Below are 24,569 nucleotides of genomic sequence, written 5' to 3'. Positions count from 1 at the left end.
TTCGATGTTCAGCGGTGACCCGTACCACGCAGCAAACACGCAACGAACACGCAACAACAGGGAGCGGTGCCAAGTGTCCGGTGGAGAGGTGGCCGGGATCCTGGTGGCTGTCTTCTGGGCGATCCTGGTCTCCTTCCTCGCGGTGGCACTCGTGAGGCTGGCCCAGACGCTCAGGGCGACCACCAAGCTGGTCGCGGACGTGACCGAACAGGCCGTCCCGTTGCTGGCCGACGCCTCCGCCGCGGTGCGCTCGGCGCAGACCCAGATCGACCGGGTCGACGCCATCGCCTCGGACGTCCAGGAAGTCACGTCGAACGCGTCGGCGCTCTCCTCCACCGTGGCCTCCACCTTCGGCGGCCCGCTGGTCAAGGTGGCCGCGTTCGGCTACGGCGTGCGCCGGGCCATCGGCGGCCGCGGCAAGGACGTGCCCGCCAAGCAGACCCGTCGTACCGTGATCGTGGGCCGCACGGTCCCGGAATCGCGCCGCGCCAAGCGGGCCAACCGGAATAAGAGGGACTGACCGAGCGATGTTCCGCCGTACGTTCTGGTTCACCGCGGGCGCCGCAGCCGGCGTGTGGGCCACCACCAAGGTCAACCGCAAGCTCAAGCAGCTGACTCCGGAGAGCCTCGCCGCGCAGGCCGCCAACAAGGCGGTCGAAGCGGGCCACAGGCTCAAGGACTTCGCCCTCGACATCCGCGACAACATGGCCGAGCGCGAGGCCCAGCTCGGCGACGCGCTGGGTCTCAACGAGCCGGTGGATCCCGAACTGCCCGCGCAGCGCCGCTTCGCGGTCATCGAGAACGCCTTCGAAGCCAAGCAACCCAAGTACCTCGAGAACACGCAGTACTCGATCGACAACCGGAATGAGGACCACTGATGGAGTCGGCTGAAATCCGCCGCCGCTGGCTGAGCTTCTTCGAGGAGCGTGGCCACAAGGTCGTGCCCTCGGCGTCGCTCATCGCGGACGACCCGACTCTGCTGCTCGTCCCCGCCGGCATGGTCCCCTTCAAGCCCTACTTCCTGGGCGAGGTCAAGCCGCCCGCGCCGCGCGCCACCTCCGTCCAGAAGTGCGTGCGCACGCCGGACATCGAAGAGGTCGGCAAGACCACCCGCCACGGCACGTTCTTCCAGATGTGCGGCAACTTCTCCTTCGGCGACTACTTCAAGGAAGGCGCCATCAAGTACGCCTGGGAGCTGCTCACCAGCCCCCAGGACAAGGGTGGTTACGGCCTGGAGCCGGAGAAGCTCTGGATCACCGTCTACCTCGACGACGACGAGGCCGAGCGCATCTGGCACGAGGTCGTCGGCGTGCCGAAGGAGCGCATCCAGCGCCTGGGCAAGAAGGACAACTTCTGGTCCATGGGCGTCCCGGGACCGTGCGGCCCGTGCTCCGAGATCAACTACGACCGTGGTCCCGAGTTCGGCGAAGAGGGCGGCCCGGCCGTCAACGACGAGCGCTACGTGGAGATCTGGAACCTGGTCTTCATGCAGTACGAGCGGGGCGCCGGCACCGGCAAGGACGACTTCGAGATCCTCGGCGACCTGCCTTCGCAGAACATCGACACGGGCCTCGGCCTCGAGCGCCTCGCGATGATCCTGCAGGGCGTGCAGAACATGTACGAGACGGACACCCTCCGTGTCGTCATCGACAAGGCCACCGAGCTGACCGGTGTCGCCTACGGCGCCCAGCACGAGTCGGACGTCTCGCTGCGCGTCGTCGCCGACCACATGCGCACGTCCACGATGCTCATCGGCGACGGCGTCACGCCGGGCAACGAGGGCCGTGGCTACGTGCTGCGCCGCATCATGCGCCGTGCCATCCGCAACATGCGCATCCTCGGCGCCACCGGCCCGGTCGTGCAGGACCTGCTGGACGTCGTCATCGACACGATGGGCGAGCAGTACCCGGAGCTGATCACCGACCGCAAGCGCATCGAGCAGGTCGCGCTCGCCGAGGAGGCCGCGTTCCTCAAGGCCCTCAAGGGCGGCACGAACATCCTTGACACCGCCGTCACCGAGACGAAGGCCGCCGGCAAGACGGTCCTCGCCGGGGACAAGGCGTTCCTGCTCCACGACACGTGGGGCTTCCCGATCGACCTCACCCTCGAGATGGCCGCCGAGCAGGGCCTGTCCGTGGACGAGGACGGCTTCCGCCGCCTGATGAAGGAGCAGCGGGAGCGCGCCAAGGCGGACGCCCAGGCCAAGAAGACCGGCCACGCCAACGTCGGCGCCTACCGCGAGATCGCGGACGCCGCCGGTGCGACGGACTTCATCGGCTACTCGTCGACCGAGGGCGAGTCGACCGTCGTCGGCCTGCTGGTGAACGGCGTCTCGTCGCCGGCCGCCACCGAGGGCGACGAGGTCGAGGTCGTCCTCGACCGCACCCCCTTCTACGCGGAGGGCGGCGGCCAGATCGGCGACACCGGCCGCATCAAGCTGGACAACGGCGCGATCGTCGAGGTCCGCGACTGCCAGAAGCCCGTCCCCGGCGTGTACGTCCACAAGGGCGTCGTGCAGGTCGGCGAGGTGACCGTCGGCGCCCCGGCGCAGGCGATCATCGACGTGACGCGCCGCCGGGCCATCGCCCGCGCGCACTCCGCCACGCACCTCACGCACCAGGCGCTGCGCGACGCGCTCGGCCCGACGGCCGCGCAGGCCGGTTCGGAGAACCAGCCGGGCCGCTTCCGCTTCGACTTCGGTTCGCCGTCCGCCGTGCCCACGGCCGTGATGACGGACGTCGAGCAGAAGATCAACGAGGTCCTGGCGCGCGAGCTCGACGTGCAGGCCGAGGTCATGTCGATCGACGACGCCAAGAAGCAGGGCGCCATCGCCGAGTTCGGCGAGAAGTACGGCGAGCGCGTCCGCGTCGTCACCATCGGCGACTTCTCGAAGGAGCTGTGCGGCGGCACGCACGTGCACAACACCGCGCAGCTCGGCCTGGTCAAGCTGCTCGGCGAATCGTCGATCGGCTCCGGCGTGCGCCGCATCGAGGCCCTCGTCGGCGTCGACGCGTACAACTTCCTCGCCAAGGAGCACACCGTCGTCGCCCAGCTCCAGGAGCTGGTCAAGGGCCGTGCCGACGAGCTGCCGGAGAAGATCTCGGCGATGCTCGGCAAGCTCAAGGACGCCGAGAAGGAGATCGAGAAGTTCCGCGCGGAGAAGGTCCTCCAGGCCGCCGCCGGTCTCGCCGCCGGCGCCAAGGACGTCCGCGGTGTCGCCCTGGTCACCGGTCAGGTCCCGGACGGCACGTCCGCCGACGACCTGCGCAAGCTCGTCCTCGACGTCCGCGGCCGCATCCAGGGCGGCCGCCCCGCCGTGGTCGCGCTGTTCACGACGGTCAACGGCAAGCCGCTCACGGTCATCGCCACGAACGACGCCGCCCGCGACCGCGGCCTCAAGGCCGGCGACCTGGTCCGCACGGCCGCCAAGACCCTCGGCGGCGGTGGCGGCGGCAAGCCGGACGTCGCGCAGGGCGGCGGCCAGAACCCGGCCGCCATCGGTGACGCCGTCGAGGCCGTCGAGCGCCTGGTCGGAGAGACGGCCAACTGATGCGCAGAGGCCGCCGTTTGGCGATCGACGTCGGGGACGCCCGGATCGGGGTCGCGTCCTGCGACCCCGACGGGATCCTCGCGACTCCTGTCGAGACGGTGCCGGGACGTGACGTACCGGCCGCCCACCGGCGGTTGAAGCAGCTCGTCGAGGAGTACGAGCCGATCGAGGTGGTCGTCGGACTCCCTCGCTCCCTCAAGGGGGGCGAGGGCCCGGCGGCCGTCAAGGTCCGCGGCTTCGCACAGGAACTGGCGCGCGGCATCGCACCCGTTCCGGTGAGGCTCCTGGACGAGAGGATGACCACAGTGACGGCCAGTCAGGGTCTGCGCGCGTCGGGCGTGAAGTCCAAAAAGGGCCGGTCTGTCATCGATCAGGCGGCGGCCGTCATCATCCTCCAGCAGGCCCTGGAGTCCGAACGGGCGTCAGGCGAAGCTCCCGGCGAGGGCGTCGAAGTGGTCATCTGATCGCGATACGGTAACGTTCCGCGCGACCGGCGGCGTTCGAACAGCCGCCGCACAGCATCAAGAGGCGGAACGGTTGCCCTCCCGATCGGACACGGGCTCTGCCCCGCCTCGCGGCTTGTAGGGGACCGATGACTGAGTATGGCCGGGGCCAAGGCTCCGAACCGTGGCATCCCGCGGACCCGCTGTACGGGGACCAGGGGTGGGGGCAGCAGGCCGAGCACGGCCAGCCTGCCTACGGCGGCCAGGGGCAGTACGACCCGCAGCAGCAGCCGCAGCAGAACTACGGCGGTGACTGGGGCACGGGACAGCAGCCCGGATACGGGCAGGATCCCGGGTACGGGCAGCAGTCGTACGGCGGACAGCAGGGTCAGGGCGGCTGGGACAACACCGGTTCGCACGGCCAGGTCCCGTACGGCTCCGACCCCATGGACCCGTACAACACCGGGCAGAACGCCGCGTACAACCCCGAACAGCCGGACTACTACAACACCCCCGGCGCCTACCCGCCGCCCGAGCCGCCGGGCCGCCGCCGTGCGCCGGAGCCGGAGCAGACGGAGTGGGACGCGGGCCCCGACCAGGGTGAGCACGCGTTCTTCAGCGGCGGCGGTGACGACGAGGACGACTACGAGGACGAGGGCCGCGGTGGCCGGCGCGGACGCGGCGGCAAGAAGCCGAAGAAGCGGCGCAGCGGCTGCGCGTGCCTCGTCCTGACCGTGGTCTTCGCGGCCGGTGTGGGCGGTGTCGGCTACTTCGGCTACCAGTTCTACCAGGACCGGTTCGGCTCGGCGCCGGACTACGCGGGCGAGGGCAACGGCGAGCAGGTGACCGTCGTCATCCCGAAGGGCGCCGGCGGCTACGCCATCGGCCAGGTGCTCAAGGAGGCCGGTGTCGTCCAGAGCGTCGACGCCTTCGTCGCCGCGCAGTCGGCGGACTCCCGCGGGAAGAGCATCCAGGACGGCGCGTACGTCCTGCAGAAGCAGATGTCGGCGGCCAGTGCGGTCGACCTCCTGCTGAGCCCGAAGAGCCAGGCCAACCTCACGATCCCCGAGGGCACCCGCAACGCCGCGGTCTACACGCTGATCGACGAGAAGCTCAAGGTCTCCAAGGGCACGACGGCGGCCGTCGCGAAGAAGGAGTACAAGAGCCTCGGGCTGCCCGGCTGGGCGCTGAACCACCGCAACGTGAAGGACCCGCTGGAGGGCTTCCTCTACCCGTCCCGGTACGCGGCTGCCAAGGGCATGAAGCCCGAGGACGTCCTGAAGGACATGGTGTCGCGGGCCAACGACAAGTACGAGGACCTCGACCTGGAGGCCAAGGCCAAGAGCCTCGACCTCGACGGTCCGTGGCAGCTGCTGACCGTCGCCAGCCTTGCGCAGGCCGAGGGCACCAGCCATGACGACTTCCGGAAGATGGCCGAGGTCGTCTACAACCGCCTCAAGCCGGGCAACCCGCAGACCTACGGCAGGCTCGAGTTCGACTCCACGTACAACTACGTGAAGGGGCAGAGCAAGATCGACCTGTCCCTGGCGGAGCTGCGCAAGTACGACAACCCGTACAACACGTACCACGACACGGGTCTGCCGCCCGGTCCCATCGACAACCCCGGCGAGGAGGCCCTCAAGGGCGCTCTCTCCCCGACGAGCGACGGCTGGTACTACTTCATCTCCATGGACGGCAAGACCAGTAAGTTCACCAAGACCAACGCCGAGCACCAGAAGCTGGTCGACGAGTGGAACGCGTCGAGGAACAACGACTGATGGCAGCACAGCACAGGGCGGCGGTTCTCGGTTCGCCCATCGCCCACTCCCTGTCGCCGCACCTGCACAACGCGGCGTACGCGGCGCTGGGCATGGACGGCGACTGGTCGTACGACCGGTTCGACGTCGACGAGGCGGCGCTGCCCGGGTTCCTCGCGGGGCTCGGGCCGGAGTGGGCCGGGCTGTCGCTGACCATGCCGCTCAAGCGGGCCGTGATTCCGCTGCTCGACGAGATCACGGACACCGCGGCGTCCGTCGAGGCCGTGAACACCGTGGTGTTCCACGCCGACGGACGGAGGAGCGGCGACAACACCGACATCCCGGGGCTCGTGGCCGCACTGCACGAACAGGGCGTCGAGAAGGTCGACTCGGCCGCGATCCTCGGCGCCGGCGCCACCGCGTCCTCCGCGCTCGCGGCCCTCTCCCGGATCTGCTCGGGCGAGGTCGTCGCGTACGTGCGCAGTGAGCAGCGCGCCGCGGAGATGCGGGGCTGGGGCGACCGGCTCGGGGTGCGGGTCCGCACCGCGGACTGGGCGGACGCGGCCGGCGCGTTCGAGGCGCCGCTGGTGATCTCCACGACCCCCAAGGGCGGCACGGACCACCTGGTCGGCGCGGTGCCCGCGCGCGTGGGCACGCTGTTCGACGTCGTCTACGACCCGTGGCCGACGCGCCTCGCCGCGGCCTGGCAGGACCGGGGCGCCCCGGTGCTCAGCGGGCTCGACCTGCTCGTGCACCAGGCCGTGTCCCAGTTCGAGCAGTTCACCGGGGACACCCGGCCGGTGCTCGCCGCGATGCGGGCGGCGGGGCTGAAGGCGCTGGGCTGACCCGCGTACACCTGCGCGACGGGGCCGCACGGATCTCCTCCGTGCGGCCCCACGTGCGTGTTCCCCGTCTCACCGGCCGTCCGCAAGGCGGACACTGCACCGGCCCGTCAGCGCGGCATGGGAGGATCAGGGGATACACGGTGGGCCGGGCCGCGCACCCGTAGCCGCCCGCCGAGCCGTACCGAGCGCGAGCATGAGGAGCACCGTTGAGCAGGTTGCGCTGGCTGACCGCGGGGGAGTCGCACGGACCCGCACTTGTCGCGACGCTGGAGGGACTTCCCGCCGGCGTTCCGATCACCACGGAGATGGTGGCGGACCACCTGGCACGACGGCGCCTCGGCTATGGCCGCGGGGCGCGGATGAAGTTCGAGCGGGACGAGGTCACCTTCCTGGGCGGCGTCCGGCACGGGCTCAGCCTCGGTTCCCCGGTCGCGGTCATGGTGGGCAACACCGAGTGGCCGAAGTGGGAGCAGGTCATGGCCGCCGACCCGGTCGACCCCGAGATCCTCAAGGACCTGGCGAGGAACGCTCCGCTGACCCGGCCGCGGCCCGGTCACGCCGACCTCGCGGGCATGCAGAAGTACGGCTTCGACGAGGCGCGGCCGATCCTGGAGCGCGCCTCGGCCCGTGAGACGGCCGCGCGTGTGGCCCTCGGTGCGATCGCCCGGTCGTACCTGAAGGAGACGGCCGGGATCGAGATCGTCTCGCACGTCGTCGAGCTCTGCTCCGTGAAGGCGCCGCAGGGCGTGTACCCGACGCCGGCCGACGTCGACAAGCTGGACGCCGACCCGCTGCGCTGCCTGGACGCGGACGCGTCGAAGCAGATGGTGGCCGAGGTCGACCAGGCCCACAAGGACGGTGACACCCTCGGCGGCGTCGTCGAGGTCCTCGCCTACGGCGTGCCGGTGGGCCTCGGCTCGCACGTGCACTGGGACCGCAAGCTCGACGCCCGCCTGGCCGGCGCCCTCATGGGCATCCAGGCCATCAAGGGCGTCGAGATCGGCGACGGCTTCGAGCTGGCCCGGGTGCCGGGCTCGAAGGCCCACGACGAGATCGTGAACACCCCCGAGGGCATCCGCCGCGTCTCCGGGCACGCGGGCGGCACCGAGGGCGGCCTGTCCACCGGTGAGCTGCTGCGCGTGCGCGCCGCGATGAAGCCGATCGCGACCGTGCCGCGCGCCCTGAAGACCGTCGACGTCACGACCGGTGAGGCCACGCAGGCCCACCACCAGCGCTCCGACGTCTCCGCGGTGCCCGCCGCCGGGATCGTGGCCGAGGCCATGGTCGCCCTGGTGCTCGCGGACGCGGTCGCCGAGAAGTTCGGCGGCGACAGCGTGCCGGAGACCCGGCGCAACGTGACGTCGTACCTCGACAACCTCCAGATCCGGTGAGCGGCCCGAAGGTCGTCCTCGTCGGCCCGATGGGGGTCGGCAAGTCGACGGTGGGCGAGCTGCTCGCCGAGCAGCTCGGCTGCGCCTACCGGGACACCGACGACGACATCGTGCAGGCGCAGGGCCGCACGATCGCGGACATCTTTGTCGACGAGGGCGAGGAGCGGTTCCGGGCGCTGGAGAAGGCGGCCGTGGCCGACGCACTCGCCGGGCACGAGGGCGTCCTCGCCCTCGGCGGCGGCGCCGTCCTCGACGCCGACACCCGCGAGGGGCTCGCCGGGCACACCGTCGTCTACCTCTCGATGGACGTCGAGGAGGCGGTCAAGCGGACCGGTCTGAACACGGCCAGGCCGCTGCTCGCCGTCAACCCCCGTAAGCAGTGGCGGGAGTTGATGGAGGCGCGCCGGCATCTGTACACCGAGGTCGCCCGGGTGGTCGTGGCCACCGACGGCCGTAGTCCCGACGAGGTCGCCCAAGCCGTCCTCGACGCACTGGAGTTGAAGCAGGCATGACGGATCAGATCACGCGCATTCAGGTCGGCGGCACGGCCGGTACCGACCCGTACGAGGTGCTCGTGGGTCGTCAACTCCTCGGTGAACTGGGCTCGTTGATCGGAGACCGGGCGAAGCGGGTCGCCGTCGTGCACCCCGAGGCGCTGGCCGAGACCGGGGATGCGCTCCGCGCCGACCTGGCCGACCAGGGCTACGAGGCGATCGCGATCCAGATCCCGAACGCCGAGGAGGCCAAGACCGCCGAGGTCGCCGCGTACTGCTGGAAGGCGCTCGGGCAGTCCAACTTCACGCGCTCCGACGTCATCGTCGGCGTCGGCGGCGGCGCCAGCACGGACCTCGCCGGGTTCGTGGCCGCGACCTGGCTGCGCGGGGTGCGCTGGATCGCCGTGCCGACCACCGTGCTCGCCATGGTGGACGCGGCGGTCGGCGGCAAGACCGGGATCAACACCGCCGAGGGCAAGAACCTCGTCGGTTCCTTCCACCCGCCGGCCGGTGTGCTCTGCGACCTGGCGGCGCTGGACTCGCTGCCGGTCAACGACTACGTGTCGGGCCTCGCCGAGATCATCAAGGCCGGGTTCATCGCCGACGAGCGGATCCTGGAGCTCATCGAGGAGGACCCGCGCGCGGCCCGGAGCCCCGAGGGCCCGCACACCGCGGAGCTCATCGAGCGCTCCATCAAGGTCAAGGCCGAAGTGGTCTCCGGCGACCTCAAGGAGGCCGGACTGCGCGAGATCCTCAACTACGGGCACACCCTCGCGCACGCCATCGAGAAGAACGAGCGCTACAAGTGGCGGCACGGCGCCGCCGTCTCCGTCGGCATGCACTTCGCCGCCGAGCTCGGCCGTCTCGCGGGGCGCCTCGACGACGCGACCGCCGACCGGCACCGCACCGTCCTGGAGTCCGTCGGCCTCCCGCTGAGCTACCGCTACGACCAGTGGCCCAAGCTCCTGGAGACCATGAAGGTCGACAAGAAGTCCCGCGGCGACCTGCTGCGCTTCATCGTCCTCGACGGCCTCGGCAAGCCCACCGTCCTGGAGGGCCCGGACCCGGCCGTGCTGCTCGCCGCCTACGGTGAAGTGGCCGAATAACACCGCTCGTTCAGCTACGGGCACTTTGTGACCGCCCCGGCCGTTCACACAACGGCGGCCGGGGACGGTACCGTTCGGTAGCGCCCTGTTCGCCGGGCCCCATTGACGGTTGTACGAGACGGAGTGGCACCGGATGCAGCACGCAGTGGGGTCTCCGCTGCCACCGCCCCATCGGCCCGGGCACGGATCCGCCCCGCAGTGGACGGCGCCCGCGGCGCACCAGGCGCAGCAGCCTCCGGGCGTGCCCGGATTCACCGGCGCCCCGCACCATCCGCCGGTTCCGCCGCACCCCCATCCCGTACCGCCGGTGCGCGACACCACCGGCCACGTCCAGCTCCCGCCCGGCGGACCCGTCGCCGTGCCGAGCCCGCCGCCCGCGCAGGCCCCGGTCGATCCGGCCGCGACCACGCTCGCGGTGCTGCTCATCGGCCCCGCGGGCGCGGGCAAGACGAGCGTCGCCAAGCACTGGGCGGAGCGCCGCCGCGTCCCGACGGCCCACATCAGCCTCGACGACGTGCGCGAGTGGGTCCGCTCCGGCTTCGCCGACCCGCAGACCGGCTGGAACGACAACAGCGAGGCGCAGTACCGGCTGGCCCGTCGCACCTGCGGCTTCGCCGCCCGGAACTTCCTGGCGAACGGGATCTCCTGCATCCTCGACGACGCCGTCTTCCCCGACCGGCCGGTCGTCGGGCTCGGCGGCTGGAAGCGGCACGTGGGCCCCGGCCTGCTGCCCGTCGTGCTGCTGCCGGGCCTCGAGATCGTCCTCGAGCGCAACGCACAGCGCAGCGGGAACCGCCGGCTGACCGACGAGGAAGTCGCCCGGATCCACGGCCGCATGGCGGGCTGGTACGGCTCGGGCCTGCCGATCATCGACAACTCGCAGCTGGACGTGCCCGGCACGGCGCAGGTCCTGGACGAGGTCCTCGCCCGGGCCATCGCCAGCCCGCCCCAGTGGTGACGCCGCCCCCGGGCCGGTAAGGCCCGACGCCCGTCCGGACGCGCTGAACCGGCCGCCCGTCGCCCGCGCTCGTACGCTCGGCCTCATGGCAGAGGTGTACGGGGCCCGACGGGACCGGCTGAGAGAGCGCGCGACGGCGGGCGGCAGCGCGGCTGCCCTCGTGTCGCGGCCCGCCAACATCCGCTATCTCGCCGGAGCGGCGCCGCACGGCGCGGTGCTCCTGCTGGGCGGCGAGACCGGCGGCAGCGGCGACGTACTGCTCTGTGCGCGGCCGCCGAGCGGCCAGACCGGGGAGGGCCGGGCCGACGAGGACCTGCGGGTGCAGATCCTGGCCGCGCCCGCCGGCGATCCGGCCGTCGCGGCCGCCGACGTGGCCGCCGCCCACGGCGCCGACTCCCTCGCGGTCGAGGAGCACCACCTGACCGTGGCCCGGCACCGGGCGCTCGGCTCGGTCGCCCCGCGGCTCCGGCTGACCGATCTGAACCGGGCCGTCGAGCAGCTCAGGTTCGTCAAGGACGAGGAGGAGATCTCCTGTCTGCGGATCGCGGCCGAGATCGCCGACCAGGCGCTCGGTGAGCTCCTGGAGTCGATCCTCGTCGGCCGTACCGAACGGCACCTGGCCCTGGAGCTGGAACGTCGACTTGTCGACCACGGTGCCGACGGGCCGGCCTTCGCGACCTCCGTGGGCACCGGCCCGAACTCGGGGCGCGGCGGCCACCGGCCCAGCGACCGCCGGGTCGAGGAAGGTGATTTCCTCTCCGTCTGCCTGGGCGCGACGTACCGCGGCTACCGCTGCGAGATCGGCCGCACCTTCGTCATCGGGACCTCGCCCGCGGACTGGCAGATCGAGCTGTACGACCTCGTCTTCGCCGCTCAGCGGGCCGGACGGGAGAGTCTGGTGCCCGGCGCCGAGTGCCGCGAAGTGGACCGGGCCGCCCGGCACGTACTGGACGCGGCGGGGTATGGTGACGGGCTCGCACAGCTGACCGGACACGGAGTGGGACTCGAAATCGACGAGGACCCGCAGTTGGCCCCCGCCGCCATGGGTAAACTGGACGCTTGTGTGCCGGTCACCGTCGAACCGGGGGTCCACCTCCCGGGCCGGGGCGGCGTCCGGATCGATGACACGCTCGTCGTTCGCCCCGAGGCGGACGGCGGACCCGAGCTACTCACCATCACGACCAAGGAGCTGCTCGCGCTGTAGCCGTCGGCTACGCGCTGTGCCCCGGGGTCGTCCACGTCAGTCCAGGAGATTCCGCAACCGTGGCTTCCACGAACGACCTCAAGAACGGCCTGGTGCTCAAGCTCGACGGGGGCCAGCTCTGGTCCGTCGTCGAGTTCCAGCACGTCAAGCCCGGCAAGGGCCCGGCCTTCGTGCGCACCAAGCTGAAGAACGTGCTCTCCGGCAAGGTCGTCGACAAGACGTTCAACGCCGGCGTCAAGGTCGAGACGGCCACGATCGACAAGCGCGACATGCAGTTCTCTTACATGGACGGCGACTACTTCGTCTTCATGGACATGGAGACCTACGACCAGCTGCACGTCGACCGCAAGGCCGTCGGCGACGCCGCCAACTTCCTCATCGAGGGCTTCACCGCCACCGTGGCGCAGCACGAGGGCGAGGTGCTCTTTGTCGAGCTGCCGGCCGCCGTCGAGCTCGTCGTCAAGGAGACCGAGCCGGGCGTCCAGGGTGACCGCTCGACCGGTGGCACCAAGCCCGCCACGCTGGAGACCGACCACCAGATCCAGGTCCCGCTCTTCATCACCACCGGTGAGAAGATCAAGGTCGACACCCGTGACAGCAGCTACCTCGGCCGGGTGAACAGCTAACCGTGGCCGCCCGTAACACGGCCCGCAAGCGAGCCTTCCAGATCCTCTTCGAGGCGGACCAGCGCGGCGCAGACGTCGTGACGGTCCTCGCGGACTGGGTCAAGAACTCGCACAGCGACCCGCAGCAGCCGCCCGTCAGCGAGTACACGATGGAGCTGGTCGAGGGGTATGCCCCCAAGGCCCGCCGCATCGACGAGCTGATCGCGCAGTACGCCGTCGACTGGACCCTCGACCGGATGCCCGTCGTCGACCGCAACATCCTGCGGCTCGGCGCCTACGAGCTGATCTGGGTCGACGGGACTCCGGACGCCGTCGTCCTCGACGAGGCCGTCTCGCTGGCCAAGGAGTTCTCCACGGACGACTCCCCGGCGTTCATCAACGGTCTTCTGGCCCGCTTCAAGGACCTGAAGCCGTCGCTCCGCCGCGACGAGGCGTAGCGCAGGGCGCGCACAGCACTCCGCAGGCCCGAAGCAGAACTTGAACAATGTTCTGCTTCGGGCCTGGTGCGTTCCCGGGGATCATCACTAAGTTCTGGCCATGTCCCCAACAGGTCTTCCGGTCAAGGTGCGCGTCGGCTACGGCCTCGGCTCCTTCGCCACCGGCACCTTCGGCACCGTCCCCGGCCTGCTCCTGCTCTACTACCTCACCGATGTGCTCGGGGTCGGCGCGGGCCTGGCCGGCCTCCTCGTCTTCCTGCCCAAGGCGTGGGACGTACTGCTCAACCCCTGGATAGGCAGCCTCTCCGACCGCAGCACGGGCGGACGGTGGGGGCCCCGGCGCTCCTGGATGCTGCTCGGCGGCGTCACCATGCCGGTCTGCTTCGCGGCCATGTTCGCCGCGCCCGCGGGCCTCGACGGCGGGGCCGCCGCCGGCTACGTCGCCGTCCTCTTCCTGCTCACCGCGTCCGCGTACGCCTGCTTCCAGGTGCCCTACGTCGCGCTGCCCGCGGAACTCACCGCCGATCCGGACGAGCGGGCCCGCGTCATGTCCTGGCGGGTGGCGTTCCTGGCCGTCGCGATCCTGCTGTCCGGGGCCGTCGCGCCGCTGCTCGCGGGCGCCTCGGGCGAGGACCGGGGGAGCGCCGGCGGCTACCGGCTGATGGGCGTGGTGATCGGCGGCCTGCTCGCCGCCGGGATGCTCGCCGCCGTCGCCGCGACGGCGGGGACCCGCAGTGTCGTCCGGACGACGAGCGAGCCGAGCCTGCGCGCCCAGCTGCGCGCCGCCCGCGGCAACGCGCCCTTCGCCTGGCTGCTCGGCGCCTTCGTCGTGCAGGCCGCCGCGACCGGCCTGATGCTCGCCGGCACCCAGTACTTCGCGACGTACATCCTCGACCGCCCGAGCGCCACGACCCTGCTCTTCGTGTGCCTGATCGTCCCCTCGCTGCTCGCCATGCCGCTCTGGCTCGCGGTCGGACGGCGCACGGGCAAGCGGAACGCGGCGGTCGGGGCTTCCCTGTGCTTCCTGCTGGGGGCGCTGGGCGCGGCCACCGGGCGCGAGCTGCCGGCTCCGCTGGTCTACGGCGCCGTGGCCCTGGCCGGCGTCGGGTACGCGGGCATGCAGATGCTGCCGATGGCGATGCTCGGCGACGCCGTCGCGGCCGACGCGTACACCAGCGGACGGCGCAGGGCAGGCGTCTTCACCGGCCTGTGGACCGCGGGCGAGACGCTCGGACTCGCCCTGGGGCCCGGCCTGTTCGGTCTCGTGCTCGCGCTCGGTGACTTCGTCTCTTCCGACGCGGACCACCGGGTCGCTCAGCCAGACTCGGCACTGACCGCGATCGTGGTCGGCTTCGGCGCCCTGCCCGCCCTGCTGTTGCTGATCAGCCTGCCGCTGCTGGCCCGCTACCGCCTCACCGAGGCCGAACTGACCCGGTTGCGCGACGAGTCCATCGCCCGCACCGCTCCGCGAGACGAGGAGTCCGTATGACGACCGACGACCCGATCCTGGCGCGGCTCGCCGCGCTGCGCGCCGGTGACCTGCCCGTGCACGGCGGCCGCACCATGGCCTACGTCTACGACTCGGGTCTTGAGGGCCTCGACGAGCTGGCGAACGCCGCGCAGGCCGCCTTCGCCGGGGTCAACGGGCTCGACATGACGGCCTTCCCGAGCGTCGTCGAGCTGGAGAACGACCTGGTGCGCCGGGCGACCGCGCTGCTGGGCGGCGCCGCGGGCACCTTCACCAGCGGCGGCACCGAGAGCTGCCTCCTCGCCGTGCTGACGGCACGTCAGCACGCCCGGCGGACCCGCGGGGTGACCGCGCCCGAACTGGTGCTGCCGCAGACCGCCCACGCCGCCTTCCACAAGGCCGCCGAACTCTTCGGCCTCACCGTCGTGAGCGTCCCCGTCGACCCGGAGACCTTCAAGGTGCGCCCGGCCGACATGGCCGCCGCGCTCACCGACCGCACCGCCCTGGTCGTCGTCTCCGCCCCCTCGTACGCCCACGGCGTCATCGACCCGGTCGCCGAGGTCGCGGCGGAGGCGGCGCGGCGCGGGATCCTCTGCCACGTCGACGCGTGCATCGGCGGCTGGTACCTGGGGCACCTCCGCCGGGCGGCCGCCCAGGACGCGCCGCGCATACCGGAGTTCGACCTAGCCGTCCCGGGCGTGACGTCCCTCTCCGTGGACCTCCACAAGTACGCGTACACGCCGAAGGGGGCCTCGCTGCTGCTCTTCCGGGACGCGGACCTGCGCCGCCACGGCTGGTTCGCGCACGCCTCCTGGCCCGGCTACCCCGTCGTCAACTCCACGCTCCAGGGCACCAAACCGGCCGGACCGCTCGCGGCGGCATGGGCGGTGACCGAGCGCGTCGGGACCGAGGGTTACACCGCGTTGTCGACGCGCGTCCACCGGACGACCCGGGCCCTCGCCCACGGCATCGACCGGATCGAGGGGCTCCGGCTGCTCGCGCGGCCCGAGGCGTCCCTGCTGGCCGTCACGTCCGACGACCCCGAGCTCGACGTCTTCGTGGTCGCCGACGAGATCCGGGAGAGCGGCTGGTACCTGCAGCCGCAGCCCGCCTTCGGCCCGTCACCGGCCAATCTGCACCTCACGGTGACCGCGGCCGTCGCGGGCGAGGAGTCCGTGCGGCAGCTGCTGGCCGAACTGGAGAAGGCGGTGGGGCGGGCGCGGGCGGCCGGGCCCGTGGTCGTCGACCCGGAGGTGGTGGGGGCCGCGGCCTCGCTGGACCCGGACGGGCTGAGCCCCGAGGAGATCGAGGTGGCCCTCACGCTCGCCGGAGTGGGGGAGGGCGGGCGGCTGCCGGAGCGGATGGCGCCGGTGCTCGCGGTGCTGCAGGTGCTGCCGCCGAAGCTGAGCGAGCGGCTGCTGCCCGAGGTCATCGGCCGGCTCTACCGGTCCCGCTGAACGCCCGAGGGGCGGAGCCGTGACGGCTCCGCCCCTCGGGATGTGACGTTTCTGCTGTACCAGCCCTGATCAGGCCTCGTCGTGCGCCACCGCACGCCGCGCGTCCGCGTCGAGAACGCCCCAGCTGATCAGCTGCTCGGTCAGGACCGAGGGCGACTGGTCGTAGATGACGGCGAGCGTGCGCAGGTCGTCCTGGCGGATCGACAGCACCTTGCCGTTGTAGTCACCGCGCTGCGACTGGATCGTGGCGGCATAGCGCTGCAGCGGGCCCGCCTTCTCCGGCGGCACGTGGGCCAGGCGCTCCAGGTCCAGGACCAGCTTCGGCGGGGGCTCGGCGGCGCCGCCCGGGGTCGTCCCCGGCAGCAGCTCCTGCACCGGCACGCCGTAGAAGTCCGCCAGCTCGGCAAGGCGCTGCACGGTCACGGCACGGTCACCGCGCTCGTACGACCCGACCACGACCGCCTTCCAGCGTCCCTGGGACTTCTCCTCGACACCGTGGAGGGAAAGGCCCTGCTGGGTACGGATCGCACGGAGCTTGGCCCCGAGCTGTTTGGCGTATTCGCTGGACATATAGCTCCCCGGACACTGCATCAATGTGCGGCTCCGCCGCGTGGCTGGTAACTCACTGTGAGGTTACGCAGCGTTACTTGGCCGCGTCAAGCCGAATGGTCCGTACCGACCTTCTCGTGAATCCGGCGTTCTCGCACCTCCAGGGTGGTGATCAGCGATGTTGCGGGGCTGGTAGTCTGGTTGGCGCAATTCCGACGTCCTTTAAGGTCCGTCCCGTGAGGCGGAGAAGGAGGTCCGTTTCATATGGACACGCAGCAGTCCGATGCCAGGCCCGTACTCGAGGGCCCGGACATCGAGCGGGTACTGACCCGCATCGCCCACGAGATCGTCGAGCGCGCCAAGGGCGCCGAGGACGTGGTCCTCCTGGGCATTCCCACGCGGGGCGTCTTCCTCGCCCGCCGCCTGGCCGAGAAGCTCGAGGACGTCACGGGACGCAAGATCCCCTGCGGCTCCCTCGACATCACGATGTACCGCGACGACCTGCGGATGCACCCGCCGCGCGCGCTCGCCCGCACCGAGATCCCCGGCGACGGCATCGACGGCCGCCTGGTCGTCCTCGTCGACGACGTGCTCTTCTCCGGCCGCACCATCCGTGCCGCGCTCGACGCCCTGAACGACATCGGGCGCCCGCGCGCCGTGCAGCTCGCGGTCCTCGTCGACCGCGGCCACCGCGAACTTCCCATCCGTGCCGACTACGTCGGCAAGAACCTCCCCACGTCGCTGCGGGAGACGGTCAAGGTCCAGCTCGCCGAGGAGGACGGCCGCGACGCCGTGCTGCTCGGTGCCAAGCCGGACGCCACGGCAGCCGAGCAGTAGCACCCCACAGGCCGTACGCGTACGTCCGTACGGCCGCAGCGGTGTGCCCTCGCGCGCCCGTATGTCCTGAATCTCCTGAACTTTTCTACGGAGCTCCCCAGATGATGCGACACCTCATCTCGGCCGCCGACCTCACCCGCGACGACGCCGTGCTCATCCTCGACACCGCCGAGGAGATGGCCCGCGTCGCGGACCGGCCCATCAAGAAGCTGCCCGCCCTGCGCGGCCGGACCATCTGCAACCTCTTCTTCGAGGACTCGACCCGGACCCGGATCTCCTTCGAGGCCGCCGAGAAGCGTCTCTCCGCCGACGTCATCAACTTCGCCGCCAAGGGCTCCAGCGTCTCCAAGGGCGAGTCCCTGAAGGACACCGCGCAGACCCTGGAGGCGATGGGCGTCGACGCCGTCGTCATCCGGCACAGCGCGTCCGGCGCGCCGTACCGGCTCGCCACGTCCGGCTGGATCGACGCCCCGGTGATCAACGCGGGCGACGGCACCCACCAGCACCCCACCCAGGCGCTGCTCGACGCGTTCACCATGCGCCGCCGCCTCGTCGGCCGGGACGCCGGGATCGGCCAGGGCCTCGACGGCAAGCGCGTCACGCTCGTCGGCGACATCCTGCACAGCCGCGTCGCCCGGTCGAACGTGGACCTGCTGCACACCCTCGGCGCCGAGGTCACCCTCGTCGCGCCGCCCACCCTGCTGCCCGTCGGCGTCGAGAGCTGGCCGTGCGACGTCTCGTACGACCTGGACTCCACGCTCCCCAAGACCGACGCCGTGATGATGCTGCGCGTCCAGCGCGAGCGCATGAACGCCGCGTTCTTCCCGACCGAGCGCGAGTACTCCCGCCGCTACGGCCTCGACGGCGAGCGCATGGCGAAGATGCCCGAGCACGCCATCGTGATGCACCCCGGCCCGATGGTCCGCGGCATGGAGATCACCGCCGAGGTCGCCGACTCCGACCGCTGCACCGTCATCGAGCAGGTCGCCAACGGCGTCCACACGCGGATGGCCGTCCTCTACCTGCTTCTGGGCGGCAACGAGCCCGCCGTCACGCACACCCGTACCGAGGGGAACTAAGAACATGAGCAAGATCCTGATCCGTGGTGCGAAGGTGCTCGGCGGCGAGGCGCAGGACGTCCTGATCGACGGCGCCGTGATCGCCGAGGTCGGCGCCGGTCTCTCCGCCGACGGCGTGGACGAGGTCGTCGAGGCCGACGGCAAGGTGCTGCTGCCGGGCCTCGTGGACCTGCACACCCACCTGCGCGAGCCCGGCCGCGAGGACTCCGAGACCGTCCTCACCGGCACCCAGGCCGCCGCTTCCGGTGGCTACACCGCCGTGTTCGCCATGGCCAACACGTTCCCCGTCGCCGACACCGCGGGCGTCGTCGAGCAGGTCTACCGGCTCGGCCAGGAGCACGGCTACTGCGACGTGCAGCCCATCGGCGCCGTGACGGTGGGCCTGGAGGGCCAGAAGCTCGCCGAGCTCGGCGCCATGCACGAGTCCGCCGCCGGTGTCACCGTCTTCTCCGACGACGGCAAGTGCGTCCACGACGCCGTGATCATGCGCCGCGCCCTGGAGTACGTGAAGGCCTTCGGCGGCGTCGTCGCCCAGCACGCGCAGGAGCCCCGCCTCACCGAGGGCGCCCAGATGAACGAGGGCACCGTCTCGGCCGAGCTGGGCCTGGGCGGCTGGCCGGCGGTGGCCGAAGAATCGATCATCGCCCGGGATGTCCTGCTCGCCGAGCACGTCGGCTCCCGCGTGCACATCTGCCACCTGTCCACGGCCGGCTCCGTCGAGATCGTCCGCTGGGCCAAGTCCCGCGGCATCGACGTGACCGCCGAGGTCACCCCGCACCACCTGCTCCTCACCGACGAGCTGGTCCGCTCGTACAACCCGGTCTACAAGGTGAACCCGCCGCTGCGCACGGAGAAGGACGTCATGGCGCTGCGCGAGGCGCTCGCCGACGGCACCATCGACATCGTCGCCACCGACCACGCGCCGCACCCGCACGAGGACAAGGACTGCGAGTGGGCCGCCGCCGCCATGGGCATGGTCGGCCTGGAGACCGCGCTGAGCGTGGTGCAGCAGACCATGGTCGAGACCGGACTGCTCGACTGGGCCGGCGTCGCCGACCGGATGTCCGTCAAGCCGGCCGAGATCGGACAGGCCACGGGCCACGGACGTCCCGTCTCGGCAGGTGAGCCCGCGAACCTCGTCCTGGTCGACGCCGACTACCGTGGAGACGTTGACCCCGCGGGCTTCGCCTCGCGCAGCCGCAACACCCCCTACGAGGGTCGCGAGCTGCCGGGGCGCGTCACCCACACCTGGCTGCGGGGCAAGGCCACCCTCGCCGACGGGAAGCTCGCGTGACTCCACTGCTCCACCTCGCTGCCGAACAGAAGTCGGCGGACGTGACCGACTGGCCCGACCGGATCGGCTGGATCGTCGGTCTGCTGCTCTTCATCACGCTCGTGTACTGGCTGATGCGCCAGGGCTGGAAGTGGCGCGGCACGCTGCAGGGCGACCTGCCACCGCTGCCCAGCGCGCCGAGCGAGCCCGGCCCGGCGAAACTTGAGCTGAGCGGCCGGTACCACGGCTCCACCACCGCGGGGCAGTGGCTCGACCGCATCGTGGCGCACGGCCTCGGCACCCGCAGCCGAGTCGAGCTGACCCTGACCGACGCCGGTCTGGACGTCGTACGCCCCGGGGCGACGGACTTCTTCGTCCCCGCGGACGCGCTGCGCGAGGCCCGGCTCGACAAGGGCATCGCCGGCAAGGTCCTCACGGAGGGCGGTCTGCTGATCGTCACCTGGGCGCACGGCGACAAGCTGATCGACTCCGGTTTCCGGTCCGACCACGCCGCCGAGCAGGCCGAGTGGGTCACCGCACTGAACGACATGAGCAACACGACCATCACGACGGAAGGCACCGCACGATGACCACCTCCACCAGGGGAGCCAGCAAGGTTCCCGCCGTTCTCGTCCTGGAGGACGGCCGGGTGTTCCGCGGCCGCGCCTACGGGGCCGTGGGGGAGACCTTCGGCGAGGCCGTGTTCTCCACCGGCATGACCGGCTACCAGGAGACCCTCACCGACCCGTCGTACGACCGCCAGATCGTGGTCGCCACCGCCCCGCAGATCGGCAACACGGGCTGGAACGACGAGGACGACGAGTCGAGCCGCATCTGGGTCTCGGGCTACGTGGTCCGCGACCCCGCCCGCATCCCCTCGAACTGGCGCGCCGCCCGCTCGCTCGACGACGAGCTGGTCGCCCAGAACATCGTGGGGATCTCCGGGATCGACACCCGTGCCCTCACCCGCCACCTGCGCGAGCGCGGCTCCATGCGCTCCGGCATCTTCTCCGGCGAGACCCTCCCGGCCGACGCCGACCTGGTCTCCCGGGTCCAGGCGCAGCCCGCCATGAAGGGCCTGAGCCTGTACGAGGAGGTCGCCACCAAGGAGACCTACGTCGTCCCGGCGGTCGGCACCAAGCGGTTCACCGTGGCCGCCATCGACCTCGGCATCAAGGGCATGACCCCGCACCGCATGGCCGAGCGCGGCATCGAGGTGCACGTGCTCCCGGCGACCGCCACCGAGGACGACGTCTACGCCGTGAACCCCGACGGCGTGTTCTTCTCCAACGGCCCGGGCGACCCGGCCACCGCCGAGGGACCGGTCGCGCTGATGACCGCGGTCCTCGCGCGCAGGACGCCGCTGTTCGGCATCTGCTTCGGCAACCAGATCCTCGGCCGCGCCCTCGGCTTCGGCACGTACAAGCTGAAGTACGGCCACCGCGGCATCAACCAGCCGGTGCAGGACCGCACCACCGGCAAGGTCGAGGTCACCGCGCACAACCACGGCTTCGCCGTGGACGCGCCGCTCGACAAGGTCAGCGAGACGCCCTTCGGCCGCGCCGAGGTCTCCCACGTCTGCCTGAACGACCAGGTCGTCGAGGGCCTCCAGCTGCTCGACCAGCCGGCCTTCTCCGTCCAGTACCACCCCGAAGCGGCTGCCGGCCCGCACGACGCCGCGTACCTCTTCGACCGCTTCGTTTCCCTGATGGAGGGCCAGCGTGCCTAAGCGCACCGATATCCAGTCCGTCCTGGTCATCGGCTCCGGCCCGATCGTCATCGGCCAGGCCGCCGAGTTCGACTACTCCGGCACCCAGGCGTGCCGCATCCTGCGCGCCGAGGGCCTGCGGGTCATCCTCGTGAACTCCAACCCGGCGACGATCATGACCGACCCGGAGATCGCCGACGCCACGTACGTCGAGCCGATCACCCCCGAGTTCGTCGAGAAGATCATCGCCAAGGAGCGGCCCGACGCGCTGCTGCCGACCCTGGGTGGTCAGACGGCCCTCAACACGGCCATCTCCATGCACGAGCAGGGCGTCCTCGAGAAGTACGGCGTCGAGCTCATCGGCGCCAACGTCGAGGCGATCAACAAGGGCGAGGACCGCGACCTCTTCAAGGGCGTCGTCGAGGAGGTCCGCAAGAAGATCGGGCACGGCGAGTCCGCCCGCTCGGTCATCTGCCACTCCATGGACGACGTCCTCAAGGGCGTCGACACCCTCGGCGGCTACCCCGTCGTCGTCCGCCCCTCCTTCACCATGGGCGGCGCCGGCTCCGGCTTCGCGCACGACGAGGAGGAGCTGCGCCGCATCGCCGGCCAGGGCCTCACGCTCTCCCCGACCACCGAGGTGCTCCTGGAGGAGTCCATCCTCGGCTGGAAGGAGTACGAGCTGGAGCTGATGCGCGACAAGAACGACAACGTCGTGGTCGTCTGCTCCATCGAGAACTTCGACCCGATGGGCGTGCACACCGGCGACTCGATCACCGTCGCCCCGTCGATGACGCTCACCGACCGCGAGTACCAGCGGCTGCGCGACATCGGCATCGCGATCATCCGCGAGGTCGGCGTCGACACAGGCGGCTGCAACATCCAGTTCGCGATCAACCCCGACGACGGCCGCGTCATCGTCATCGAGATGAACCCGCGCGTCTCGCGCTCCTCGGCGCTCGCGTCGAAGGCGACCGGCTTCCCGATCGCGAAGATCGCGGCGAAGCTGGCCGTCGGCTACACGCTCGACGAGATCCCGAACGACATCACCGAGAAGACGCCGGCTTCCTTCGAGCCGACGCTCGACTACGTGGTCGTGAAGGCCCCGCGCTTCGCGTTCGAGAAGTTCCCGCAGGCCGACTCCACCCTCACCACGACCATGAAGTCGGTCGGCGAGGCCATGGCGATCGGCCGCAACTTCACCGAGGCGTTCCAGAAGGCGCTGCGCTCGCTGGAGAAGAAGGGTTCGCAGTTCTCCTTCGTCGGCGAGACCGGCGACAAGCAGGAGCTGCTCGAAGCCTCCGTGCGCCCCACCGACGGTCGCATCAACACCGTCATGGACGCGATCCGCGCCGGCGCCACCCCGGAGGAGGTCTTCGACTACACGAAGATCGACCCGTGGTTCGTCGACCAGCTGTTCCTGATCAAGGAGACGGCCGACGAGCTGGCCGAGGCCCCCGAGCTGACCCGCGACCTCATCGCGGAGGCCAAGCGCCATGGCTTCTCCGACCACCAGATCGCCGAGATCCGCGGTCTGCGCGAGGACGTCGTCCGCGAGGTCCGGCACGCGCTCGGCGTTCGCCCGGTCTACAAGACGGTCGACACCTGCGCCGCCGAGTTCGCCGCCAAGACGCCGTACTTCTACTCCTCGTACGACGAGGAGACCGAGGTCGCGCAGCGCACCAAGCCCGCGGTGATCATCCTGGGCTCGGGCCCGAACCGCATCGGCCAGGGCATCGAGTTCGACTACTCCTGCGTCCACGCCTCCTTCGCGCTCAGCGAAGCGGGCTACGAGACCGTGATGGTCAACTGCAACCCGGAGACCGTCTCCACGGACTACGACACCTCCGACCGCCTGTACTTCGAGCCGCTGACGCTGGAAGACGTGCTGGAGATCGTGCACGCCGAGTCGCTGGCCGGGCCCGTCGCGGGCGTCGTCGTCCAGCTCGGCGGCCAGACCCCGCTGGGCCTCGCGCAGGCGCTCAAGGACAACGGCGTGCCGGTCGTCGGCACCTCCCCGGAGGCGATCCACGCCGCCGAGGACCGCGGCGCCTTCGGCCGCGTGCTCGCCGAGGCCGGCCTGCCCGCGCCCAAGCACGGCACCGCGACGACCTTCGCCGAGGCCAAGGCCATCGCCGACGAGATCGGCTACCCGGTCCTGGTCCGCCCGTCGTACGTGCTCGGCGGCCGCGGCATGGAGATCGTCTACGACGAGACCCGGCTGTCCTCGTACATCGCGGAGTCGACCGAGATCAGCCCGTCCCGGCCGGTCCTTGTGGACCGCTTCCTGGACGACGCCATCGAGATCGACGTGGACGCGCTCTACGACGGCCAGGAGCTCTACCTCGGCGGCGTCATGGAGCACATCGAGGAGGCCGGCATCCACTCCGGCGACTCGGCGTGCGCCCTGCCCCCGATCACGCTCGGCGGCTTCGACATCAAGCGCCTGCGCGCCTCCACCGAGGCCATCGCCAAGGGCGTCGGCGTGCGCGGCCTGATCAACATCCAGTTCGCGATGGCGGGTGACATCCTCTACGTCCTGGAGGCCAACCCGCGCGCCTCCCGCACCGTCCCCTTCACCTCGAAGGCGACCGCGGTGCCGCTCGCGAAGGCCGCCGCCCGCATCTCGCTGGGCGCCACCGTCGCCGAGCTGCGCGCCGAGGGCCTGCTCCCGAAGACGGGCGACGGCGGCACGCTGCCGCTGGACGCGCCGATCTCCGTCAAGGAGGCCGTCATGCCGTGGTCGCGCTTCCGCGACATCCACGGCCGCGGCGTCGACACGGTCCTCGGCCCGGAGATGCGCTCCACCGGCGAGGTCATGGGCATCGACTCCGTCTTCGGCACGGCGTACGCCAAGTCGCAGGCGGGCGCCTACGGGCCGCTGCCCACCAAGGGCCGCGCCTTCATCTCGGTCGCCAACCGCGACAAGCGCTCGATGATCTTCCCGGCGCGCGAGCTGGTCGCCCACGGCTTCGAGCTGCTCGCCACGTCCGGCACGGCCGAGGTGCTCAAGCGCAACGGCATCAACGCCACCATCGTGCGCAAGCAGTCCGAGGGCGAGGGCCCGAACGGCGAGAAGACGATCGTCCAGCTCATCCACGACGGTGACGTCGACCTGATCGTCAACACCCCGTACGGCACCGGCGGCCGCCTCGACGGCTACGAGATCCGTACGGCGGCCGTGGCCCGCTCCGTGCCGTGCCTGACCACGGTCCAGGCGCTCGCCGCCGCCGTCCAGGGCATCGACGCGCTCAACCACGGCGACGTGGGTGTGCGTTCACTGCAGGAACACGCGGAACACCTGACCGCGGCCCGCGACTAGCAGCCCAAGAGGGGGACACCGAACGGTGTCCCCCTCTTCATGAGCCCACCGCCTCGCGCGCACCA

Annotated in this window: 22 protein-coding genes; 21 read left to right on the top strand and 1 reads right to left on the bottom strand. The window is 71.0% G+C overall.

What is annotated here, in order from left to right; all coding sequences use genetic code 11:
* The first annotated feature begins 73 nt into the window (after nucleotides 1-73).
* From M4J07_RS06750 to M4J07_RS06680, 15 genes are all read left to right on the top strand, one after another.
* On the top strand, nucleotides 74-520 hold the full coding sequence (locus tag M4J07_RS06750; RefSeq protein WP_255968377.1) for a DUF948 domain-containing protein: 447 nt from the start codon (nucleotides 74-76) through the stop codon (nucleotides 518-520).
* Nucleotides 521-527: 7 nt separating this feature from the next.
* On the top strand, nucleotides 528-878 hold the full coding sequence (locus M4J07_RS06745; protein ID WP_255968375.1) for a DUF6167 family protein: 351 nt from the start codon (nucleotides 528-530) through the stop codon (nucleotides 876-878).
* On the top strand, nucleotides 878-3,550 hold the full coding sequence (gene alaS, locus M4J07_RS06740; RefSeq protein WP_255968373.1) for an alanine--tRNA ligase: 2,673 nt from the start codon (nucleotides 878-880) through the stop codon (nucleotides 3,548-3,550). Before M4J07_RS06745 ends, alaS begins: the two co-directional genes overlap by 1 nt.
* Nucleotides 3,550-4,014 (top strand): Holliday junction resolvase RuvX, encoded by a 465-nt coding sequence (gene ruvX / locus M4J07_RS06735; protein ID WP_255968371.1) that lies wholly within the window; start codon nucleotides 3,550-3,552, stop codon nucleotides 4,012-4,014. The genes alaS and ruvX overlap by 1 nt, the downstream gene beginning before the upstream one ends.
* A gap of 128 nt (nucleotides 4,015-4,142) precedes the next feature.
* Nucleotides 4,143-5,771, top strand: coding sequence for an endolytic transglycosylase MltG (gene mltG / locus M4J07_RS06730; protein WP_255968369.1), 1,629 nt, complete (start codon nucleotides 4,143-4,145; stop codon nucleotides 5,769-5,771).
* Entirely contained in the window at nucleotides 5,771-6,595 is an 825-nt protein-coding gene (locus M4J07_RS06725; protein WP_255968367.1) for a shikimate dehydrogenase, read from the top strand. The genes mltG and M4J07_RS06725 overlap by 1 nt, the downstream gene beginning before the upstream one ends.
* 206 nt (nucleotides 6,596-6,801) lie before the next feature.
* On the top strand, nucleotides 6,802-7,986 hold the full coding sequence (aroC, locus tag M4J07_RS06720; RefSeq protein WP_255968365.1) for a chorismate synthase: 1,185 nt from the start codon (nucleotides 6,802-6,804) through the stop codon (nucleotides 7,984-7,986).
* A 29-nt stretch (nucleotides 7,987-8,015) separates the two neighbouring features.
* Nucleotides 8,016-8,498: a shikimate kinase gene (locus M4J07_RS06715; RefSeq protein WP_255968414.1), complete on the top strand. Its 483-nt coding sequence runs from the start codon at nucleotides 8,016-8,018 to the stop codon at nucleotides 8,496-8,498.
* On the top strand, nucleotides 8,495-9,586 hold the full coding sequence (gene aroB, locus M4J07_RS06710) for a 3-dehydroquinate synthase (protein ID WP_255968363.1): 1,092 nt from the start codon (nucleotides 8,495-8,497) through the stop codon (nucleotides 9,584-9,586). Before M4J07_RS06715 ends, aroB begins: the two co-directional genes overlap by 4 nt.
* 133 nt (nucleotides 9,587-9,719) lie before the next feature.
* On the top strand, nucleotides 9,720-10,544 hold the full coding sequence (locus M4J07_RS06705) for a Pro-rich N-terminal domain-containing protein (protein WP_255968361.1): 825 nt from the start codon (nucleotides 9,720-9,722) through the stop codon (nucleotides 10,542-10,544).
* Nucleotides 10,545-10,629: 85 nt separating this feature from the next.
* Nucleotides 10,630-11,748 (top strand): aminopeptidase P family protein, encoded by a 1,119-nt coding sequence (locus tag M4J07_RS06700; RefSeq protein ID WP_255968358.1) that lies wholly within the window; start codon nucleotides 10,630-10,632, stop codon nucleotides 11,746-11,748.
* Nucleotides 11,749-11,807: 59 nt separating this feature from the next.
* On the top strand, nucleotides 11,808-12,374 hold the full coding sequence (gene efp / locus M4J07_RS06695; RefSeq protein ID WP_018534847.1) for an elongation factor P: 567 nt from the start codon (nucleotides 11,808-11,810) through the stop codon (nucleotides 12,372-12,374).
* A 2-nt stretch (nucleotides 12,375-12,376) separates the two neighbouring features.
* Nucleotides 12,377-12,811, top strand: a complete 435-nt coding sequence (gene nusB / locus M4J07_RS06690) for a transcription antitermination factor NusB (protein ID WP_255968354.1) — start codon at nucleotides 12,377-12,379, stop codon at nucleotides 12,809-12,811.
* 100 nt (nucleotides 12,812-12,911) lie between these two features.
* Nucleotides 12,912-14,300, top strand: coding sequence for an MFS transporter (locus M4J07_RS06685; protein WP_255968352.1), 1,389 nt, complete (start codon nucleotides 12,912-12,914; stop codon nucleotides 14,298-14,300).
* Complete coding sequence (locus M4J07_RS06680; protein WP_255968350.1) at nucleotides 14,297-15,736, top strand: pyridoxal phosphate-dependent decarboxylase family protein; 1,440 nt, start codon at nucleotides 14,297-14,299, stop codon at nucleotides 15,734-15,736. The genes M4J07_RS06685 and M4J07_RS06680 overlap by 4 nt, the downstream gene beginning before the upstream one ends.
* A gap of 69 nt (nucleotides 15,737-15,805) precedes the next feature.
* On the opposite strand, the gene bldD is transcribed toward M4J07_RS06680, so the two are convergent.
* On the bottom strand, nucleotides 15,806-16,306 hold the full coding sequence (bldD, locus tag M4J07_RS06675) for a transcriptional regulator BldD (RefSeq protein WP_018534843.1): 501 nt from the start codon (nucleotides 16,304-16,306) through the stop codon (nucleotides 15,806-15,808).
* A gap of 243 nt (nucleotides 16,307-16,549) precedes the next feature.
* Here bldD and pyrR point away from each other — a divergent pair, with 243 nt between their 5' ends.
* The 6 genes from pyrR (at nucleotide 16,550) to carB (ending at nucleotide 24,504) form a co-directional block, all read left to right on the top strand.
* The gene (gene pyrR, locus M4J07_RS06670; RefSeq protein ID WP_255968347.1) at nucleotides 16,550-17,122 is read left to right on the top strand and encodes a bifunctional pyr operon transcriptional regulator/uracil phosphoribosyltransferase PyrR; all 573 of its coding nucleotides are present in this window, start codon (nucleotides 16,550-16,552) and stop codon (nucleotides 17,120-17,122) included.
* Nucleotides 17,123-17,223: 101 nt separating this feature from the next.
* Entirely contained in the window at nucleotides 17,224-18,201 is a 978-nt protein-coding gene (locus M4J07_RS06665) for an aspartate carbamoyltransferase catalytic subunit (RefSeq protein WP_255968345.1), read from the top strand.
* 4 nt (nucleotides 18,202-18,205) lie between these two features.
* The gene (locus M4J07_RS06660) at nucleotides 18,206-19,495 is read left to right on the top strand and encodes a dihydroorotase (protein WP_255968344.1); all 1,290 of its coding nucleotides are present in this window, start codon (nucleotides 18,206-18,208) and stop codon (nucleotides 19,493-19,495) included.
* Nucleotides 19,492-20,064 carry a PH-like domain-containing protein gene (locus M4J07_RS06655; protein WP_255968343.1) on the top strand — a complete coding sequence of 191 codons (573 nt, stop codon included), beginning with the start codon at nucleotides 19,492-19,494 and terminating at the stop codon, nucleotides 20,062-20,064. Before M4J07_RS06660 ends, M4J07_RS06655 begins: the two co-directional genes overlap by 4 nt.
* On the top strand, nucleotides 20,061-21,203 hold the full coding sequence (carA, locus tag M4J07_RS06650; RefSeq protein ID WP_255968341.1) for a glutamine-hydrolyzing carbamoyl-phosphate synthase small subunit: 1,143 nt from the start codon (nucleotides 20,061-20,063) through the stop codon (nucleotides 21,201-21,203). Before M4J07_RS06655 ends, carA begins: the two co-directional genes overlap by 4 nt.
* Nucleotides 21,196-24,504 (top strand): carbamoyl-phosphate synthase large subunit, encoded by a 3,309-nt coding sequence (gene carB, locus M4J07_RS06645; protein WP_255968339.1) that lies wholly within the window; start codon nucleotides 21,196-21,198, stop codon nucleotides 24,502-24,504. Before carA ends, carB begins: the two co-directional genes overlap by 8 nt.
* Nucleotides 24,505-24,569: the final 65 nt, after the last annotated feature.

The sequence above is a fragment of the Streptomyces longispororuber genome (assembly GCF_024448165.1).
Lineage (GTDB): Bacteria > Actinomycetota > Actinomycetes > Streptomycetales > Streptomycetaceae > Streptomyces > Streptomyces longispororuber_A.
This window is presented reverse-complemented; position numbering and strand designations above follow the sequence as displayed.

What these genes read in the sequence shown, in the direction of transcription:
- M4J07_RS06725 (WP_255968367.1), top strand. Translation starts at nt 5,771, where the DNA reads ATGGCAGCACAGCACAGGGCGGCGGTTCTCGGTTCGCCCATCGCCCAC.
- mltG (WP_255968369.1), top strand. Translation starts at nt 4,143, where the DNA reads ATGACTGAGTATGGCCGGGGCCAAGGCTCCGAACCGTGGCATCCCGCG.
- M4J07_RS06685 (WP_255968352.1), top strand. Translation starts at nt 12,912, where the DNA reads ATGTCCCCAACAGGTCTTCCGGTCAAGGTGCGCGTCGGCTACGGCCTC.
- M4J07_RS06745 (WP_255968375.1), top strand. Translation starts at nt 528, where the DNA reads ATGTTCCGCCGTACGTTCTGGTTCACCGCGGGCGCCGCAGCCGGCGTG.
- M4J07_RS06660 (WP_255968344.1), top strand. Translation starts at nt 18,206, where the DNA reads ATGAGCAAGATCCTGATCCGTGGTGCGAAGGTGCTCGGCGGCGAGGCG.
- pyrR (WP_255968347.1), top strand. Translation starts at nt 16,550, where the DNA reads ATGGACACGCAGCAGTCCGATGCCAGGCCCGTACTCGAGGGCCCGGAC.
- M4J07_RS06705 (WP_255968361.1), top strand. Translation starts at nt 9,720, where the DNA reads ATGCAGCACGCAGTGGGGTCTCCGCTGCCACCGCCCCATCGGCCCGGG.
- M4J07_RS06700 (WP_255968358.1), top strand. Translation starts at nt 10,630, where the DNA reads ATGGCAGAGGTGTACGGGGCCCGACGGGACCGGCTGAGAGAGCGCGCG.
- ruvX (WP_255968371.1), top strand. Translation starts at nt 3,550, where the DNA reads ATGCGCAGAGGCCGCCGTTTGGCGATCGACGTCGGGGACGCCCGGATC.
- alaS (WP_255968373.1), top strand. Translation starts at nt 878, where the DNA reads ATGGAGTCGGCTGAAATCCGCCGCCGCTGGCTGAGCTTCTTCGAGGAG.
- M4J07_RS06680 (WP_255968350.1), top strand. Translation starts at nt 14,297, where the DNA reads ATGACGACCGACGACCCGATCCTGGCGCGGCTCGCCGCGCTGCGCGCC.
- M4J07_RS06665 (WP_255968345.1), top strand. Translation starts at nt 17,224, where the DNA reads ATGATGCGACACCTCATCTCGGCCGCCGACCTCACCCGCGACGACGCC.
- M4J07_RS06715 (WP_255968414.1), top strand. Translation starts at nt 8,016, where the DNA reads ATGGGGGTCGGCAAGTCGACGGTGGGCGAGCTGCTCGCCGAGCAGCTC.
- bldD (WP_018534843.1), bottom strand. Translation starts at nt 16,306, where the DNA reads ATGTCCAGCGAATACGCCAAACAGCTCGGGGCCAAGCTCCGTGCGATC.
- aroB (WP_255968363.1), top strand. Translation starts at nt 8,495, where the DNA reads ATGACGGATCAGATCACGCGCATTCAGGTCGGCGGCACGGCCGGTACC.
- carA (WP_255968341.1), top strand. Translation starts at nt 20,061, where the DNA reads ATGACCACCTCCACCAGGGGAGCCAGCAAGGTTCCCGCCGTTCTCGTC.